This is a genomic window from Fructobacillus tropaeoli (assembly GCF_001047135.2).
In the GTDB taxonomy this organism is placed as follows: domain Bacteria; phylum Bacillota; class Bacilli; order Lactobacillales; family Lactobacillaceae; genus Fructobacillus; species Fructobacillus tropaeoli.
Genome location: NZ_DF968078.1, coordinates 319,427 through 334,559, shown reverse-complemented (window position 1 = coordinate 334,559; position 15,133 = coordinate 319,427). Strand labels below are relative to the sequence as shown.

The window sequence follows — 15,133 nt, the reverse complement described above, 5'->3', positions numbered from 1 at the left end:
TTATGAAGAAAAATACAAAAACAATTGGCATGATGGACTCTGGCATTGGCGGTTTGACCGTCTTAAAAGCCGCCGTTCAATCATTGCCGGCAGAAGCCATCGTTTATGTTGGCGATACAGCACGAATGCCTTATGGCCCTCGCGAGCCAGAGGAAGTCGCTGATTTTACCAGACAAATTGCCGACTATTTAATTGAAAACCATGACATTAAGGCGCTGGTGATTGCCTGCAATACGGCAACTGCCTGCGCCTTACCTGGCTTACAAGAAGACTTGGCCATTCCGGTTATCGGTGTGATTGATTCCGGTGTCCAATCGGCCGTTTTGGCAAGTAAGACGAAGAAAATTGGTGTCATAGCAACTGAGGGAACCGTGGATTCAGGTCAGTACCAGGCTGAGATTCAGGCGGCGGCGCCGGGTAGTCAGGTTTTTGCACAAGCAGAGCCTGATTTTGTCCAATTCGTTGAGCAAAACCGCTATCAGGACGCTGAGGTGGCTGAAATTGTTAAAGACCATTTGCAGCCCCTTAAAGAGGCAGGTATCGATACGTTGGTGCTTGGTTGCACGCACTTTCCGCTGTTGGCGGACGTCATTCAACAGGCCTTGCCAGAGGTAACCCTAGTTGATCCGGGAGTTGCCACGGCGCAAAAATTAGCGACTATCCTGAAGGAACAGGACTTGTTGGCTGAGGATGACGGAGCTGTTTATCCAGAAAACAAGCAGTACCAACTGTATACAACTGGGCCGGTCTCAACTTTTTCAACCATTGCAAAGCAATGGCTGGGAATAGAACACGATTGGCATTTTACTCACCTAAATTTACCGGCAACAGATTGATTGCGGTGGATTAGTGACCAGCAGTCAGGTGGCCCCACCTGTTAAAGAAAGTAACTCAGATTTTGTAAAAGAAGGAGCAACGATGACGCGCTTAATTATCGCAACTGGTAACGCCCATAAAGTTCAAGAAATAAAGGAGGCATTGGCCAAGCTCGATTTGGGCTGGGATATTTTGTCTTTAAAAGACTTGGATGAAGTTCCTGAAATTATTGAAGATGGCACAACCTTTGCAGAAAATGTTCATAAAAAGACGACTGCTTTGGCGGCTGTTTATTCAGAAGACTTAATCATGGCTGATGACTCTGGGCTAACGATTGCGGCTTTAAACGGCGAGCCTGGAGTTTATTCGGCTCGCTATGCAGGCGACCACGATGATGATGCCAATAATGCCAAAGTTTTGGCTAAGTTAGCTGGAAAATCAGGACAGGACCGGCAGGCGCAATTCACAACCGTACTTGAACTAGTTGGCCCTGGTAAAGAACCTTTAGTTGTTAGCGGGCATGTCGACGGGCAAATTACCGAGACAGAGATTGGCGACAACAAGTTTGGCTACGACCCAATCTTTTATTACGAACCACTGCAAAAGACATTTGCCCAATTAACGGTGGCTGAGAAGAACCTGATTTCACACCGGGGACGGGCTCTAGAAAAGCTAGTCGATGCACTCCCAGCGTGGTTAAATCAGTAAGGATTTTGGCTACACAAGACGACCGGAATTGGTCGTCTTTTATTTTGCCAAGCAAGCAGGAAAGGAGGCGGACAAATGCGCTATAATAGTAATGATATGACTGATGAAAACCCACAATTTAATACTTGGTTTGAAGGCCAAAATGAAACGGATGAATTGCTGCGTGATGCAGCTGAAAATGCTAGAGACCAGCAAGATGAGCTTTCCTTGCGACCTAAGTACTTGCGCGAATATATTGGTCAACAGCCATTAAAAGAGGAGCTGGCGGTTTATCTCCAAGCCGCCAAAATGCGTGAAGAAGCCCTTGACCACGTTTTGCTTTTCGGACCGCCGGGGTTAGGAAAGACGACGTTAGCGATGATTATTGCTAATGAACTAGGCGTGCATTTGAAGACAGCCTCTGGTCCGGCAATTGAAAAAGGTGGCGATTTGGTCGCCTTACTCAATGATCTGGAGCCAGGGGATGTACTTTTTATTGATGAAATTCACCGCCTGCCAACGGCGATTGAGGAAATGTTGTATTCCGCCATGGAAGATTATTTTATCGATATCATGGTCGGGCAGGGACCGACTGCCAGAGCCGTTCATTTTCCTTTGCCACCCTTTACCCTAGTGGGTGCAACGACTCGGCCGGGCATGCTGTCCAAGCCATTGCGTGACCGTTTTGGGATTATTAATTCCCTTGAATACTATCAGCCGGAAGACTTACAGCAGATTGTGGTCCGGACTGCCGATATTTTTGAAGCCCCCATCACAAAGGACGGCGCCTATGCCGTGGCCTCCCGGTCACGAGGAACACCGCGAATTGCCAACCGGCTGTTGAAGCGGGTGCGCGACTTTGCCCAAGTTGCTGGAAAAGAAGCGATTGATACCGACTTGGTGGAAACGGCCTTAGATAAGTTGCGCGTTGATCAAAAGGGCCTGGATGATACCGATCATAAGCTGCTAAACGCTATGATTGATTTTTATCATGGTGGACCGGTTGGTCTTGCGACCATTGCTGCTAATATCGGGGAAGAAGCCGATACGTTGGAGTCGATGGTGGAGCCTTACCTGTTGCAATTAGGCTTTATTCGCCGGACCCCAAGAGGTCGGGTGGTGACGGAAGCGGCCTACCAACATTTGGGCCGGCCGGTGCCTGAACCAAAGGACTGATTTGCTCGTTTTTGATGAATTAAGGTCCGGACTAGAGTGTATTTGCTCATCTTTGATGGACTAAGTATCCGGACTAGAGTATATTTGCTCGAAAGCATAAACACTAACAGCCTGTTGGTTGTTGAATAGAAGAATTTAAAAGAGATTTATGACAGAAGAAAAACACTACCAATTATCAGATTTTGACTATGACTTGCCCCAAGAATTAATTGCGCAAACGCCATTAAAGGAACGCGATACTTCTCGTCTCTTAGTGCTGAATGCCGAAACTGGGGCCTATGAGGACCGGCATTTTTATGACATTTTGGACTATTTGAACCCAGGCGATGCCTTGGTAATGAATAATTCGCGAGTATTGCCAGCCCGGTTACACGGAATTCGTCCAGAGACTGGCGGCCATGCCGAAGTTCTACTATTGCGCCAAGACCACGGGGATGTTTGGGAAACTTTGGTGAAGCCAGCTAAGAAGTCACCAATTGGTTCAACGATTCTTTTTGGTGATGATCCAGAAAACCCCGTGATGACGGCGACGATTGTTGGTGAATTGGAACACGGTGGTCGTTACGTTGAATTTTCTTATGACGGCATCTTTATGGAACGCTTGAACGAGTTGGGTGAAATGCCTTTGCCACCATACATTAAGGAAAAGTTGGCGGACCAAGAGCGGTACCAAACGGTTTACTCTAAGGTGGATGGTTCAGCTGCTGCACCAACTGCCGGACTGCATTGGACACCAGAATTGCTGCAAAAAGTTGCCGATAAGGGTGTTGAACTGGTGGAATTAACTTTGCATGTTGGCTTGGGAACTTTCCGACCAGTGGAAGAGGAAAATATTGAAGACCACCAGATGCATTCTGAGTTTTATCAATTGAGTGCAGAAGCAGCGGACACATTGAATAAGGTCCGTGAGCAGGGTGGTCGAATCGTTGCTACCGGAACGACGTCCATTCGAACGTTGGAGACAATTGGTTCGAAATTTGATGGTCAACTTCAGGCCGATTCTGGTTGGACGGATATCTTTATTAAGCCCGGTTACAAGTGGCAGGTTGTTGATGCCTTTATCACTAACTTCCATTTACCAAAGTCAACTTTGGTCATGTTAGTCGCAGCCTTTACCGGTCGCGAAAACATTTTGAATGCTTATCACCATGCGGTTGAAGCCAAGTACCGGTTCTTCTCCTTTGGGGATGCAATGTTTATTCATAAGTAAAACAAAAAAGCAGTTGCCACGGCAACTGCTTTTCTTGTTGATTTAATTGCTTTGAGAGGTTTATTCAGCCGCTTCAATGGCTTTGTGGACCATCGATAAGTCAGTTAAATCAGCAGCCTTAAAATCAGGGTTTTCGGTTGGCAAGACCTGTTCGATGGTATCGAACTTTTGCACCTTAACAGTAGCTGACAAAACTTTTCCGGTCAAAACGTGACCAGAAAGGTCATGATCATCGGAAAGGAAGTGAGAATGGAAGCCGGCTACGGTGACGCCCTGGTAAATAGCTGGTGCGTAATAGGAAAGGAGACGGCCCTTAACTTTTGAACCGTGAAAGACCTGTTGCTTTTCGGCGGCTTCGGTTAAGGAAGGATAAGGTTTTTGGCTACCAGCAGCTGAGCGAGTAGTCATGGTTTCGAATTCGCCTTCAACCAAGAAAGCTGCAAACTGATTTTGCGCCTGTAACTTGTCGATGGTGTCTTGTAAAACGACTTCCAAATCAGCATTTTCCGCTGTTCCAAAATCTTTAAAATCACCATGGTGAGCAGCGGCAAATGGGGAACTGAAGTTTTCGTCCGGTACTTCAGATTCGCCAGAAACCAAGGTATGGTAGGCTTTACCATCTAAGATAATCAGTTCGCCATCTAGACCTTGGCCTGTGCCGATTCCAAAATCGCCGTGTTGCAGGAGGTCGTGGATGGACATTGTCCCGTCTAAGAGGCTGTTAGCGAGTAGCTGCATCGTGCCAACTTGGAATAAAGTTGTTTTTGACATTCGTAAAAATCCTCTCAATTCTTTTGATTATTTTTATTGTACTCCTATCGACTGGGGGACTGACAAGAAATTTTTAAAATCAGGACAAAAAAACCACCAAAGTGCCCAGTGCTCAGTCAAATGACAGTGTTATAATATGGAATATGAAAAGCTATCAGACGAACAATCCAAAAGAAACCCAGGCGTTGGCTGAGCAATTAGCCAAGCTCGTTTACCCCGGCCTGGTGGTGACCCTCCAAGGAGACTTGGGCGCCGGTAAGACGACCTTTACTCAGGGATTGGCGAAAGCCTTGGGAATTACGAGTCGGGTTAAAAGCCCGACTTTTAATATCCTGAACACTTATGAGGAAGGGCGAATTCCACTTTACCATTTCGACGCTTATCGTCTTGAAAATATGGGTGCAGCCGACCAAGGGTTCGAAGACTATCTGGGCACTGATGGCGTCACTTTGATTGAGTGGCCTCAGTACATGGCGGATCTTTTGCCAAATGATCGCTTAGAAATGACCTTTACCCGCATGGCGGGCGCAGACTCTGACCGTGAAATTGTGGTTCGGGGGTTGGGCCAAGCCGCTCAAATTGAGGAGGACTTACACGGATGATTGCAGCACAATTTGACCACTATGAGTACTCAATGCTTGGCTTGGACCTCCAGCAGGCTCAGGCTGCCCAAGATTTGCTGACGCAGCTTAAACAGGAATCGGATACTTTTGAATTAGCGGAAGTCCGTGATTCACTGGCAGCGTCTAACCAATCGTCAGTTGTAGAAGCTGATTTGAAAAACGATGACCTGCCCAACAAGACTTGGTTGATTTGGGCCAAGCCATTGGGGCATGAAGAAGACAGTGACGCGGTTGCTGTTGGCATTGCCTCGATTGCCGATGGCGAAGTCGGCTTGGCGATTTTGGCCGCCTTTCAGGGCCATGGACTGGGTCAATCAACGCTGGCAGCAATGGTTGTTTGGGCCGAAGAAGCCGGTTATGATCGTCTTTGGCTCGATGTTGACCTGGAAAATCAGGTTGCTCGTCATCTATACAAAAAGCTTGGTTTCACGGAAGTCGGTGAAGAACCGGAGCCAATTGAACTACGGTCCGGCCGCCAAGCAAACCTCGTAAAAATGGAGTTACTGTTCTAATGAATTTTGTCGCTTTTGATTTTGAAACAGCCAATAACCAGCGTCATTCGGCTGTTTCACTTGCCTTGGTTGTCGTGCGTGCCAGCCAGGTGGTGGATCAATTTTATTCCTTGATTAAGCCACCAACACCGTTTTCAGCGCGGAATTCGCAAATTCATGGCATTTATCCAAAGGACGTTGTCAATGCGCCCACATTTGCAGAAATTTGGCCAACGATTGCGCCATTATTTACCGAGGAAAAACTCGTGGTGGCGCATAACGCTAATTTTGATGCTTCAGTTTTACGGGCTTGCTTAGACTATTATGGTCTGCCGGAAGCTCATTACCAACTGTTGGATACTGTGCAAACCTCGCGCCGGCTCTTGCCTGATTTGCAAAACCATAAGCTCAACACGGTTTCTGCCGCTTTGAACATTCGTTTGGATCACCACCATAATGCGCTGGAGGATTCTTTGGCCTGTGCGGAGATTCTGATTTATCAAAGTGAACTTTTTGGAAATCAGGTCTTAAAAGAGTATGTTCGTAATAAATAAAGTGTGTTGATTGTGCTTTTTAAGGGATTATTAACGGCGCAATATTGTTCTTTAAATACATTTTTCAATGAATCGTTTAACTAGTCGGTACTGCTGTAAACCGCATGGTTGAGGTGTTTATGCTATAATATCGGTATGCAAACAAGTGAAGATGGTGGCTATCCTGGAAAGGTGGTGGTGCCTATGGTTTTAAAATCATAACCCCCAGCATCCTAGGAAAGGAGAAGCCTGATGTCCGTAGTGGATGTCTTAACATTGTTGTGGGCGTTTGGAATGTTTGTTCTAACGCTCATCGGCATTGTTATTGATCTCGTTAAATTAGGTCAAAAAAAATAACCATCTTAAGCTTTGACCGGCTGATGGTTATTTAATAATCATAAAGGCTAGCCACCGTTTAACGGGTTTGCTAGTGAAGCGGTGTTGCTCGAACAACACCGCCTTTCTTATGTCTTTATTATATCACTTATATAAAAAAACACTAATGAATTACTAACGCAGTTTGAATAATTAGAAAAAATATTGATCTCATTAAATTAGGTCAAAAAAATAACCATCTAATCTTTCGCGAGCCGACGGTTATTTAATGATCATAAAGGCTAGCCACCGTTTAACGGGTTTGCTAGTAAAGCGGTGTTGCTCAAACAGCACCGCTTTTCTTATGCCTCTATTATATCACTTGTAGAAAAAAGGCTAATGAACTATTAGTACATTCGGTGATATATAGAAAAAATGATATAAATTACGATATAGCAGTTTTTAAGTTATTCTGAAACAGCATGAAAGAATTAGCATACTGATAAGTAGAGACTATACAATAAAAAAATTTTATCGTATTTTAATAGGTTGATTAGTTAATATGCTAATGCTAATTCAATTTAAAAAACAATGGTATTTTAGATGCTAGATACACCGGTGAAGATAAAGTAAAAGAACGTTATCTAATCAATATAGCTAGTTGATATAACATGCTTTATGAAAAGATAAAAAAGCAAATTTCTCGAAAAGGAATCTGCTTTTTTATGTTAAGTCATATGATGCTAATTCAATGTATTTCATCAACTATGGTGATCAATATAGAAGTCAACATTACCCATTTGCGATGATTACGAAAAAGATAGACGACTTTACCTCGGATTGGAAGGCAATGATATTGATTTTTTTGCATATCTATTCTCAATCAGATAGACTATCATTGATGTTTTGTAGAATAAGTATCATTTTAAGATAGATGGAGATTTGATGAAAAAGTTAATTACAGTTGTTGTCATTTTTTTGGTTCTTGTTTCAGGAACCTTCCTAGTTTTTAAAGCTAGTTCTTCACAAGACTATCATGGGTCTCAACAGAAGTCAGTTGTCTCTTCTGCTGTTAATTCAAGTAATACTGGGCATATGAGTGTTAGTTCAGATTCAACATTCTCTACTACTAACACAAGTAATCTGGGACACAATAGTGGTGAATCTTCAACATCCTCTGCTGTTAATTCAAACGCTTTTGAACAAACAACGAGTATTAGTAAATCCAATTCCTCCAATGAACCAACCACACCAACAGAGGGTCAGGGGCACACAGTTCATAATGGACAGGAAGCTATTGATGTTATTAAAGATGCTTATAAGTCTGCTGGAGTAGATTTAAATACTTTTGGATTTGAAGTATTTAATGATAATAGTCACCCAAATAATTTTATTGTACAGTCGATTGTTAAATCTTATCGGTCAGATGGAGGTTCGGGGACAGCAGATACTTACAGTGTGGAACCTTCGGGACACTATACTCTGGTTAATTAGTATTCCATGTATAAAAATGTATCCCTGGTTTCACATGTTTCTTTTATTTAATAATAAAAGAATACCCCGTTTGTATAGTGATGATAAATAAGTAAGACTTCGATAAAAACTGGTGATAGTGGGATATCCTCCATTTTTTGTAACGTAAAGTGAAAAACGGAGCTGAGAATTATTAATACGCAACAGAAAAAGCTTACAATCTAAAATCGTAAGCTTTTTTGTTAAAAATAAGTTCAATTAATTTTACTATTTAAAAGCTATAAAAATAATAGTAGTGATGCCTAGAGAATTATAGCCCTTTTAAAATAATGAAAAAAATATAAAAAATCTTATTATCGAATATTTGTTACTAAATGACAAATGAAAACTAATATTTTGTTATTACGTTGTTATTCACAAAGTCAATATTTGTTTGTTACCGTAGGAGGAGTTTAAAATAAATATTTGAGATGGAAAAGGATGAGACATGATTATATACAGTTTCATTATTTTTGTTTTACTGACATTAGTAATCAATCTAATTGGTAAGAAAGTTTTATATAAAAATAGTGAAAACCCTTCTGCCAAAATGAATCATTTATATGGCACGTTGCTACTCATTATTGTTGTTCTAGTTGTAGGTAATAATATAATTAGTAACAGATATAATTTTTTTGATTTTTATCCGATTTTTACAATATTACCAGTAGGAATTTATCTACTAAAAAACAACTAATATATGGAACTATTAATCAAAAGGCCAATATTCGCTTGTTACGCTATGAAGTGTTGAATTTATGTATGTTATTCAATATTCGCAAAAAGGAAAGTAGGGTTCCAATAATGAAAACTATGTTTTTAATAATAGATATCTTAATACGTCTATTATTTACGCTATTAGCACTTTATCTTTTAACGCAATATAATAATGATACTGCTACTATCATAAGATTTACTGGAGGCACTATGTTAGCTTTCAACCTTTTCACTACCTTTTTTGATAATAATTATCACAAGAAGAGATAAACAGCAAGTTAACACAATGTTCGATTATGCCAAGCAAACACCTATGGATTGAGAGACACGGGGTGTGTTTTTTTTGTGAAATCGACTACTGTGAACTTTACGGAGCTTAAGTCTGGTTATGCTACAATAGACGTCGATCAGAAAAAATTCCTCTTTTATGAAATGTTATCCCTTCGGGATTTTCGATAAAGAATTGAAAAAAATGATGACGCTACTAATAAAAATGTAGCTGTAGTCTTAGCCGCAATGAAAGCAGCGTCATTGTTATTATACGAATGAAAATAAATAGTCAAATGGCGATTATAAAGGAAATAGATAATGCAAAGCTTTTTAGAAGTTAAATCTGATATTCAAAAAAAACAACGGAATAGTAAAAAATGGTTTTTTTCACTATACATTCCTCTTCTTTTTCTGAGTATTTTGTCCATTCCTTCATATGGTATTATCAATATTAACTGGATTTTCCCTGTACTTTTAGTAGAAGATGTTTTAGCTTTCTTTATGTTTCTTTTTTTTCATCGCATTGATCAGATAATAAAAAAAGAAAATGAAATTATAGACATACCAAATAAAATCCAGGTAGATGAATGGTTTTCTCAAAATAAAAAATTAATCGCTAATTATATTTTATCGCCAATCCTATTTCCCAAAAGAAAGGCCTACTATCCTTGGGGTATCATCAATAAAGATGATTGCTATCATATTATTTTTATCAATTTTTCAAAGAAAAACGTCTTATTAATATTGACTATTCAAAAATCAGAAATCACTCAATATGACGAAGCAAATACCATTGAAAATTTAATTTATACAATCCAAAAAAAGGTTCAAAGGTTACAACAACCAGTACGGAAACAATTCTATGCATCTACTTCTTTGCTTAAATAATTAGCTCACAGAAAATATCTCAACAAAAATAAAAACCGTCTCCAGGAAGGAAACAGGTCGTGCAAAGCTTTTTAGCGATAAAAAAGGATATTCAAAAAAAACAACGCAAGAGTAAAAAATGGCGTATCGTACTATATATATTTATGATTTTTTGGAATAGTACATTTATCCCTATTCTTTATTCACCTAAGGGTATTCAGTTAGTTGATATTCTTGGTATTAGTGAGGTTTTGATTGTAGATGTTTTAGTAGTGCTCTCTGTTTTTATTTTTGCTTATCGTATTGATCGAATAATAAGAGAAGAAAATGAAATAATAGAAGTGGCAACTAAAAATCAAGTGGATGAATGGTTTTCTAAAAATAAAAAGTTAATTAATTTTAGTTTGTTGGTGACTCTAGTATCTAAAAAAATAACTAAGTATCCTTGGGGCGTAATTAACAAAGACGATCATTATCAAATTATTTTTATTGATTTTTCCAAAAAGAATGCCTTAGTCATATTGACTGTTCAAAAATTAGAAATTAAACAATACGATGAAGCAGACACCATTGAAAAGCTAATTTACAAAATTAAAAAATGGGCTAAGATAACGCAGATGCCAATAGCGAAGCAATTAATGGCAGCTGATCGTTTTTTCAACAATTAGCTCACAGAAAATATCTCAACAAAAATAAGAAACCATCTCCAGGAAGGAAACAGGTAATGCAAAGCTTTTTAGCAATTAAATCTGATCTTCGAAAAAAACAACGTAATAGTAAAAAATGGCGTTTCGTACTATACGCTGCTTCTATTTATTTAACTATTAGGGCCATTTATTTAGTAAGAACTCTCCAGGCGTCGCCTACTATTGATAAAAATTTGACTTTTCCTGTGGATTTACTTTTGATTTTAATTTTAATGCTCGATGTTCAAAATTTCTTTATAGTTAGTTTTTTCCACCGCATTGATTGGATTACAAAAACAAAAAATGAAATCATAGACATAACAACTAACATACTGGTAGATGAGTGGCTTTCTAGAAATAAAAAATTAATCGCTAATTTTATTTTATCGCCACCATTCCCCCCTAAAAAAAGGCCGAACTATCCTTGGGGTGTCATCAATCAAGACGATTATTATCAGATTATTTTTATTGATTTTTCAAAAAAGAATACCTTAGTCATCTTGACTATTCAAAAATCCGAAATAAATCAATACGACGAAGCAGAAACCATTAAAAAGTTAATTTATACAGTTCAAAAAAGGGCTAAGAGAATGGAAAGACCAATATCTAAGCATCTATATGGATCTGTCCGTTTTTTTAAATAGTTAGCTCACAAAATCTTTCAATAAGAGTAAAAAGCCGTCTCCAGAAATTGGAGACGGTTTTGTCTTTATCGAAATTTTATTTTTTAGACTTGAGAATGGATTCGTTTGATGAAAATAAAGCGTTTTAGTTAAAATTACTTTCTAGCATAATATTTTCTCTTTATGCAAAAAAACAAGTTAAGAGTCTGTTTATTGATAATCTATCAATTTTACCTTTATAGAGTCTATATCTTCTATTAAAATCGATAAGAACTCCCGAATTTTTTGTCCAAATTGCGGAGCTCCTATCATAAGCTTTTTGTTGAATGTTATTTCAATACTTTTTTCTTCTTGAAAAGAAAAGGATGGTAGTAGTTCCTAAGAAGATGAAGGGAACTGCTTTTTGATATAAGTTGCTAAAGGCAAATGTATATGCATTTTTCGCATACTTTTCTATTTTTTTCTTGTTTTCGCTTATTTGAGTACTAATCATACTATTAGCAGGAAGATTAGGAGTACTTTTAGAATTTAGGTTTTGAGAAGCAATTGATCGAGTCGTTTGTTCTTGAATTTTCTGAGTAATGTTACTTGGTAAATTCATTGCTAGAATAGCATTATCGGAGTATTTAATAGTGTTCTTTTCTGCTGATGATAAATTGACATAAAGTCCACTGACAAAAATAGCTACTGACATTGAAATTCCAACTTGTCGTAAGACACTGACTACACTTTGTGCATTACTTAATTGTGCCCCCTTAAAGTCAGAGGCGGCTATAACAGTTATTGGACCAGTAATTAGACCATAGCCAATACCTACAAAGGCACCACTAATGCAAGAGAATAAAACACTCTTTAAAGCATTGAAGTCGGCATAAAAAATATAACCGATTGCCATAAACATAAATCCACTAAAAATTAACCATCTTGTACCGACCTTTTTTAACAAGAAATCAGCAAAAGGGGAGGCAATAAAGATACTGAAGGTGATAGGGGTAATCATGTACGAAGCATTTAATGTGCTTAGATTTTCCACATTAACAAAATAATTGGGCAAAAGAACCGTTACTGCAACTAAAAATAGATTGCTTAAAATAATAACTAAGGATGCTCCTGAAAAATTGCGGTCTTTGAATAGCGATAATGGAACAATTGGGTTACGCGACTTAGATTCCGTAATCATAAAAATGATGAAGGATACGATTGATAAACCGATAACAGCAAGTGTCGTGATTGATGACCACCCCCAAGTTCTACCTTCAATTAGTACTGAGGTAAAAGAAGACAACATGATAATACCTAACAATGAACCAAGAAAATCGATGCTTTGTAGATCTTCTTGAATAATGTCATCATCGTTCAAAGTGAGGGCGCCCAACAAGATAATTAGCAAAGCCAACGGAACATTAATGAAAAAAAGCCAATGCCAATTCAAGTATTCTGTAATTACGCCTCCAAAAGTTGGACCCATTGCGGATGCTAATCCTTGTGTCACACCTAAAATAGCGATAACATTCGTACGATTTTTACCAGGTATTAATTCAATTCCCATGGACATCGATAGTGGGAAGAGTATTGCGGCACCAAAACTTTGCAAGATTCTACCAAATAACAAAATCACAAAAGTTGTCGAGAACCCGGAAACTAACGATCCAATTCCAAATAATAAAGCTCCAAAAAAGAAAAAATATTTTTTATTAAAAAACTCAGCAACTCTCGTTAAAGGAATTGTGAAAGATGCAAAAATTATTGTATAAGCATTTAGCGCCCAAGATAAAGTGTCTAAATCCGTATGAATTGTTTTACTAATTTGAGGGAGTGCAACATTCATCACTGTGGTATCTAACATACAAATAAAAATACCTAGGATAAATACTAGTGAAAGGGAATATTTTTTAAACATAGTAACTTCTCCATTTATATTAATAATGTTTATATTAACATTATTAATATAAATTGGAAGTGGCCATTAGTCTAAAATGAATTACAAGTTCATAACAAAAAGTCGGATTCCATTACTTTAATGGAATCCGACACTGTATTGTTTGTTTTTTGTATAAATCAAGACAAGTTTTTTTCTAATTTTTCTGCCTCATTTTCTAGGATTTCTAAAGAACCGGTGTAAAACTTTATACCGTAGTCGTATGTCATTTTTTGTTCTTCAGTCATACCACTTTCTTGCCAATGCTTTAGATTATAGTTTAGCGAACTCAGCTTTTCCTTCACTTGTTTAATTTGCTTTTGCGTAAGTACATATAGTGCTTCTTTATCAAGGTATTCCCCAAAATAAAAGTGAATTAAATAATCTGATTTTAGTTGATCGGGTTTAGGCTCATTTTGAAGAGAAGCTAAAAAGCTATCTTTTCCTTTTTGTGTGATTGAAAAAATATTTTTATTAGGTCGGTCATTTTGCAATATGGTTTTCTTTGTCACTAAGTTATTTTGTTCGAGTTTTTTCAATGTTGGATAAATCATGCCAAAACTGCTATCAAAAAAATGGCTTAATCTATTTTCAATAAAATCCCTAATTTCATATCCAGATAAGCTTTTTTTCATCAGCAAACCTAGAATAACATCTTGTCCCTTCATGCATAGAACTCCTTATATTATTTTGAATCATATTATCATAGTATATATTATATTCTTTTATATTTATATTCGAGCAATTTTAATAGCAAGAATGTTCAGAGCGGGGTTAGGGTGGGAGCTGGAATCTCACCGTTAGCTCATGAAAGATAATCTTTTCTTGAAAAATGCTTTTTTGGTAAGATAGATATATTCGGATACTTTTGAAAAGTTAAATTATTGGGGTATAAAATGAGAAGGTGGTCAAGACAGCAACTATTAATAATGAGATATGGCTTAATTTAAGTTCCGTTGCAGTTATGTCATTAACTCCTATCCTGAATAAGTTTTCTATGTCTACTTTGACTCCTTTGCAGGCGAGTTTTTTAAACGCTCTTTTTCAGCCATTATTACTTATTCAGTTGGATCTTTGGCAAGTCTCTAAAAAATTAACAGAAGGATAACTACTCATGGATGAATTAATAGAAGTTAATAAGATACTCAAGATAAGAGCAAAGAAAAATTTAAAATGGCAAATATTAGTTGCTCTGGTTGCAATTATTTGGTGTATGCCACTTCTATATTTGGATCTATCATTAGTTATTCAGAATAAAATGAACATTGAAATATTTAGGGATCTCGTTTTAATTAGCTTTTTATACATTCTGCTGATATTTTCAACTAAGAACATTTTTAGGATTCGAAAAACCATTAAATTATCATTCCAGAGGAACATAGTTCATCTCCATGATATTAATGAAATTAACAAGATTAGCCAAATCAATGACTGGACTAAAAATAAAGCACTTCGCATAATGAAGCACATTTTTTATCCTTCCTCACAAAAACCTTACTTTTTTTGGGGTGTTCTTGAATTAAAAACCACATACTATATGGTCTTTATCGACTTTTATAAGAATAATCAGTTAATTGTTTGCGAGATTGATAAAGAACAACTAAATCAATGCCCAGAAAAAGATAAAATAGAAAAAACCATTACAAAAGCTAAAATCAGAGCAAAAAAGTATAACAAACCATTATTTAGTTATTCGCATGTATCGTTCATTTTTTACATCAAAAACTAATAACAATAATCATAAACAATTAGAATGGTGACTATAAAGGAGACAAGCAATGCAGAGCTTTTTAGCAATTAAATCAGATCTTCGAAAAAAAACAACGTCATAGTAAAAAATGGCGTTTTGCACTATACATTCCTCTTATTTGTGGGAGCATTTGGCTCATTCATTCGATTTATTTAGTCAATTCTCTCC

At 37.6% G+C, this 15,133-nt stretch carries 16 protein-coding genes and 1 pseudogene; 14 read left to right on the top strand and 3 right to left on the bottom strand.

The features are described from left to right. The first annotated feature begins 2 nt into the window (after nucleotides 1-2). From murI to queA, 4 genes are all read left to right on the top strand, one after another. Nucleotides 3-836, top strand: a complete 834-nt coding sequence (gene murI / locus AOQ32_RS01645) for a glutamate racemase (RefSeq protein WP_059393291.1) — start codon at nucleotides 3-5, stop codon at nucleotides 834-836. 82 nt (nucleotides 837-918) lie between these two features. Next, complete coding sequence (locus tag AOQ32_RS01640) at nucleotides 919-1,524, top strand: XTP/dITP diphosphatase (RefSeq protein ID WP_059393290.1); 606 nt, start codon at nucleotides 919-921, stop codon at nucleotides 1,522-1,524. Between the two features lie 96 nt (nucleotides 1,525-1,620). Then, nucleotides 1,621-2,679: a Holliday junction branch migration DNA helicase RuvB gene (gene ruvB, locus AOQ32_RS01635; protein WP_059393329.1), complete on the top strand. Its 1,059-nt coding sequence runs from the start codon at nucleotides 1,621-1,623 to the stop codon at nucleotides 2,677-2,679. Between the two features lie 148 nt (nucleotides 2,680-2,827). Continuing rightward, complete coding sequence (gene queA, locus AOQ32_RS01630; protein ID WP_059393289.1) at nucleotides 2,828-3,889, top strand: tRNA preQ1(34) S-adenosylmethionine ribosyltransferase-isomerase QueA; 1,062 nt, start codon at nucleotides 2,828-2,830, stop codon at nucleotides 3,887-3,889. Between the two features lie 60 nt (nucleotides 3,890-3,949). Here queA and budA read toward each other — a convergent pair whose 3' ends face one another. After that, nucleotides 3,950-4,660, bottom strand: a complete 711-nt coding sequence (budA, locus tag AOQ32_RS01625) for an acetolactate decarboxylase (protein ID WP_059393288.1) — start codon at nucleotides 4,658-4,660, stop codon at nucleotides 3,950-3,952. Between the two features lie 143 nt (nucleotides 4,661-4,803). On the opposite strand from budA, the gene tsaE reads away from it, so the two are divergent. From tsaE to AOQ32_RS01575, 8 genes are all read left to right on the top strand, one after another. Further along, complete coding sequence (gene tsaE, locus AOQ32_RS01620) at nucleotides 4,804-5,262, top strand: tRNA (adenosine(37)-N6)-threonylcarbamoyltransferase complex ATPase subunit type 1 TsaE (protein WP_059393287.1); 459 nt, start codon at nucleotides 4,804-4,806, stop codon at nucleotides 5,260-5,262. Beyond that, complete coding sequence (locus AOQ32_RS01615) at nucleotides 5,259-5,795, top strand: GNAT family N-acetyltransferase (RefSeq protein WP_059393286.1); 537 nt, start codon at nucleotides 5,259-5,261, stop codon at nucleotides 5,793-5,795. Before tsaE ends, AOQ32_RS01615 begins: the two co-directional genes overlap by 4 nt. Beyond that, entirely contained in the window at nucleotides 5,795-6,328 is a 534-nt protein-coding gene (locus AOQ32_RS01610; protein WP_059393285.1) for a 3'-5' exonuclease, read from the top strand. Before AOQ32_RS01615 ends, AOQ32_RS01610 begins: the two co-directional genes overlap by 1 nt. Nucleotides 6,329-6,559: 231 nt before the next feature. Next, nucleotides 6,560-6,664 carry a putative holin-like toxin gene (locus AOQ32_RS09185; protein ID WP_083994338.1) on the top strand — a complete coding sequence of 35 codons (105 nt, stop codon included), beginning with the start codon at nucleotides 6,560-6,562 and terminating at the stop codon, nucleotides 6,662-6,664. Nucleotides 6,665-7,567: 903 nt separating this feature from the next. After that, the gene (locus AOQ32_RS01600; RefSeq protein ID WP_059393284.1) at nucleotides 7,568-8,116 is read left to right on the top strand and encodes a hypothetical protein; all 549 of its coding nucleotides are present in this window, start codon (nucleotides 7,568-7,570) and stop codon (nucleotides 8,114-8,116) included. Nucleotides 8,117-9,439: 1,323 nt separating this feature from the next. Further along, nucleotides 9,440-10,009, top strand: coding sequence for a hypothetical protein (locus tag AOQ32_RS01585; protein ID WP_059393281.1), 570 nt, complete (start codon nucleotides 9,440-9,442; stop codon nucleotides 10,007-10,009). A 59-nt stretch (nucleotides 10,010-10,068) separates the two neighbouring features. Beyond that, nucleotides 10,069-10,656 carry a hypothetical protein gene (locus AOQ32_RS01580; protein WP_059393280.1) on the top strand — a complete coding sequence of 196 codons (588 nt, stop codon included), beginning with the start codon at nucleotides 10,069-10,071 and terminating at the stop codon, nucleotides 10,654-10,656. Between the two features lie 56 nt (nucleotides 10,657-10,712). Next, nucleotides 10,713-11,318, top strand: a complete 606-nt coding sequence (locus AOQ32_RS01575) for a hypothetical protein (RefSeq protein ID WP_059393279.1) — start codon at nucleotides 10,713-10,715, stop codon at nucleotides 11,316-11,318. Between the two features lie 313 nt (nucleotides 11,319-11,631). Here AOQ32_RS01575 and AOQ32_RS01570 read toward each other — a convergent pair whose 3' ends face one another. Together AOQ32_RS01570 and AOQ32_RS01565 are read right to left on the bottom strand one after the other, a co-directional pair. After that, complete coding sequence (locus AOQ32_RS01570) at nucleotides 11,632-13,197, bottom strand: DHA2 family efflux MFS transporter permease subunit (protein ID WP_083994336.1); 1,566 nt, start codon at nucleotides 13,195-13,197, stop codon at nucleotides 11,632-11,634. Nucleotides 13,198-13,355: 158 nt separating this feature from the next. Beyond that, on the bottom strand, nucleotides 13,356-13,883 hold the full coding sequence (locus AOQ32_RS01565) for a PadR family transcriptional regulator (protein ID WP_059393278.1): 528 nt from the start codon (nucleotides 13,881-13,883) through the stop codon (nucleotides 13,356-13,358). Nucleotides 13,884-14,179: 296 nt separating this feature from the next. Here AOQ32_RS01565 and AOQ32_RS09180 point away from each other — a divergent pair. Next, nucleotides 14,180-14,278, top strand: a pseudogene (locus AOQ32_RS09180) (DMT family transporter); the annotation flags it as partial. Nucleotides 14,279-14,329: 51 nt separating this feature from the next. Continuing rightward, the gene (locus AOQ32_RS01555; protein ID WP_059393277.1) at nucleotides 14,330-14,944 is read left to right on the top strand and encodes a hypothetical protein; all 615 of its coding nucleotides are present in this window, start codon (nucleotides 14,330-14,332) and stop codon (nucleotides 14,942-14,944) included. Nucleotides 14,945-15,133 lie beyond the last annotated feature (189 nt).

Bases quoted from the DNA above. Each gene is read 5' to 3' on its own strand.
- AOQ32_RS01555 (WP_059393277.1), top strand. From the start codon at position 14,330: ATGGATGAATTAATAGAAGTTAATAAGATACTCAAGATAAGAGCAAAG.
- AOQ32_RS01640 (WP_059393290.1), top strand. From the start codon at position 919: ATGACGCGCTTAATTATCGCAACTGGTAACGCCCATAAAGTTCAAGAA.
- AOQ32_RS09185 (WP_083994338.1), top strand. From the start codon at position 6,560: ATGTCCGTAGTGGATGTCTTAACATTGTTGTGGGCGTTTGGAATGTTT.
- tsaE (WP_059393287.1), top strand. From the start codon at position 4,804: ATGAAAAGCTATCAGACGAACAATCCAAAAGAAACCCAGGCGTTGGCT.
- budA (WP_059393288.1), bottom strand. From the start codon at position 4,660: ATGTCAAAAACAACTTTATTCCAAGTTGGCACGATGCAGCTACTCGCT.
- AOQ32_RS01615 (WP_059393286.1), top strand. From the start codon at position 5,259: ATGATTGCAGCACAATTTGACCACTATGAGTACTCAATGCTTGGCTTG.
- murI (WP_059393291.1), top strand. From the start codon at position 3: ATGAAGAAAAATACAAAAACAATTGGCATGATGGACTCTGGCATTGGC.
- AOQ32_RS01575 (WP_059393279.1), top strand. From the start codon at position 10,713: ATGCAAAGCTTTTTAGCAATTAAATCTGATCTTCGAAAAAAACAACGT.
- AOQ32_RS01585 (WP_059393281.1), top strand. From the start codon at position 9,440: ATGCAAAGCTTTTTAGAAGTTAAATCTGATATTCAAAAAAAACAACGG.
- ruvB (WP_059393329.1), top strand. From the start codon at position 1,621: ATGACTGATGAAAACCCACAATTTAATACTTGGTTTGAAGGCCAAAAT.
- AOQ32_RS01570 (WP_083994336.1), bottom strand. From the start codon at position 13,197: ATGTTTAAAAAATATTCCCTTTCACTAGTATTTATCCTAGGTATTTTT.
- AOQ32_RS01565 (WP_059393278.1), bottom strand. From the start codon at position 13,883: ATGAAGGGACAAGATGTTATTCTAGGTTTGCTGATGAAAAAAAGCTTA.
- AOQ32_RS01610 (WP_059393285.1), top strand. From the start codon at position 5,795: ATGAATTTTGTCGCTTTTGATTTTGAAACAGCCAATAACCAGCGTCAT.
- queA (WP_059393289.1), top strand. From the start codon at position 2,828: ATGACAGAAGAAAAACACTACCAATTATCAGATTTTGACTATGACTTG.
- AOQ32_RS01600 (WP_059393284.1), top strand. From the start codon at position 7,568: ATGAAAAAGTTAATTACAGTTGTTGTCATTTTTTTGGTTCTTGTTTCA.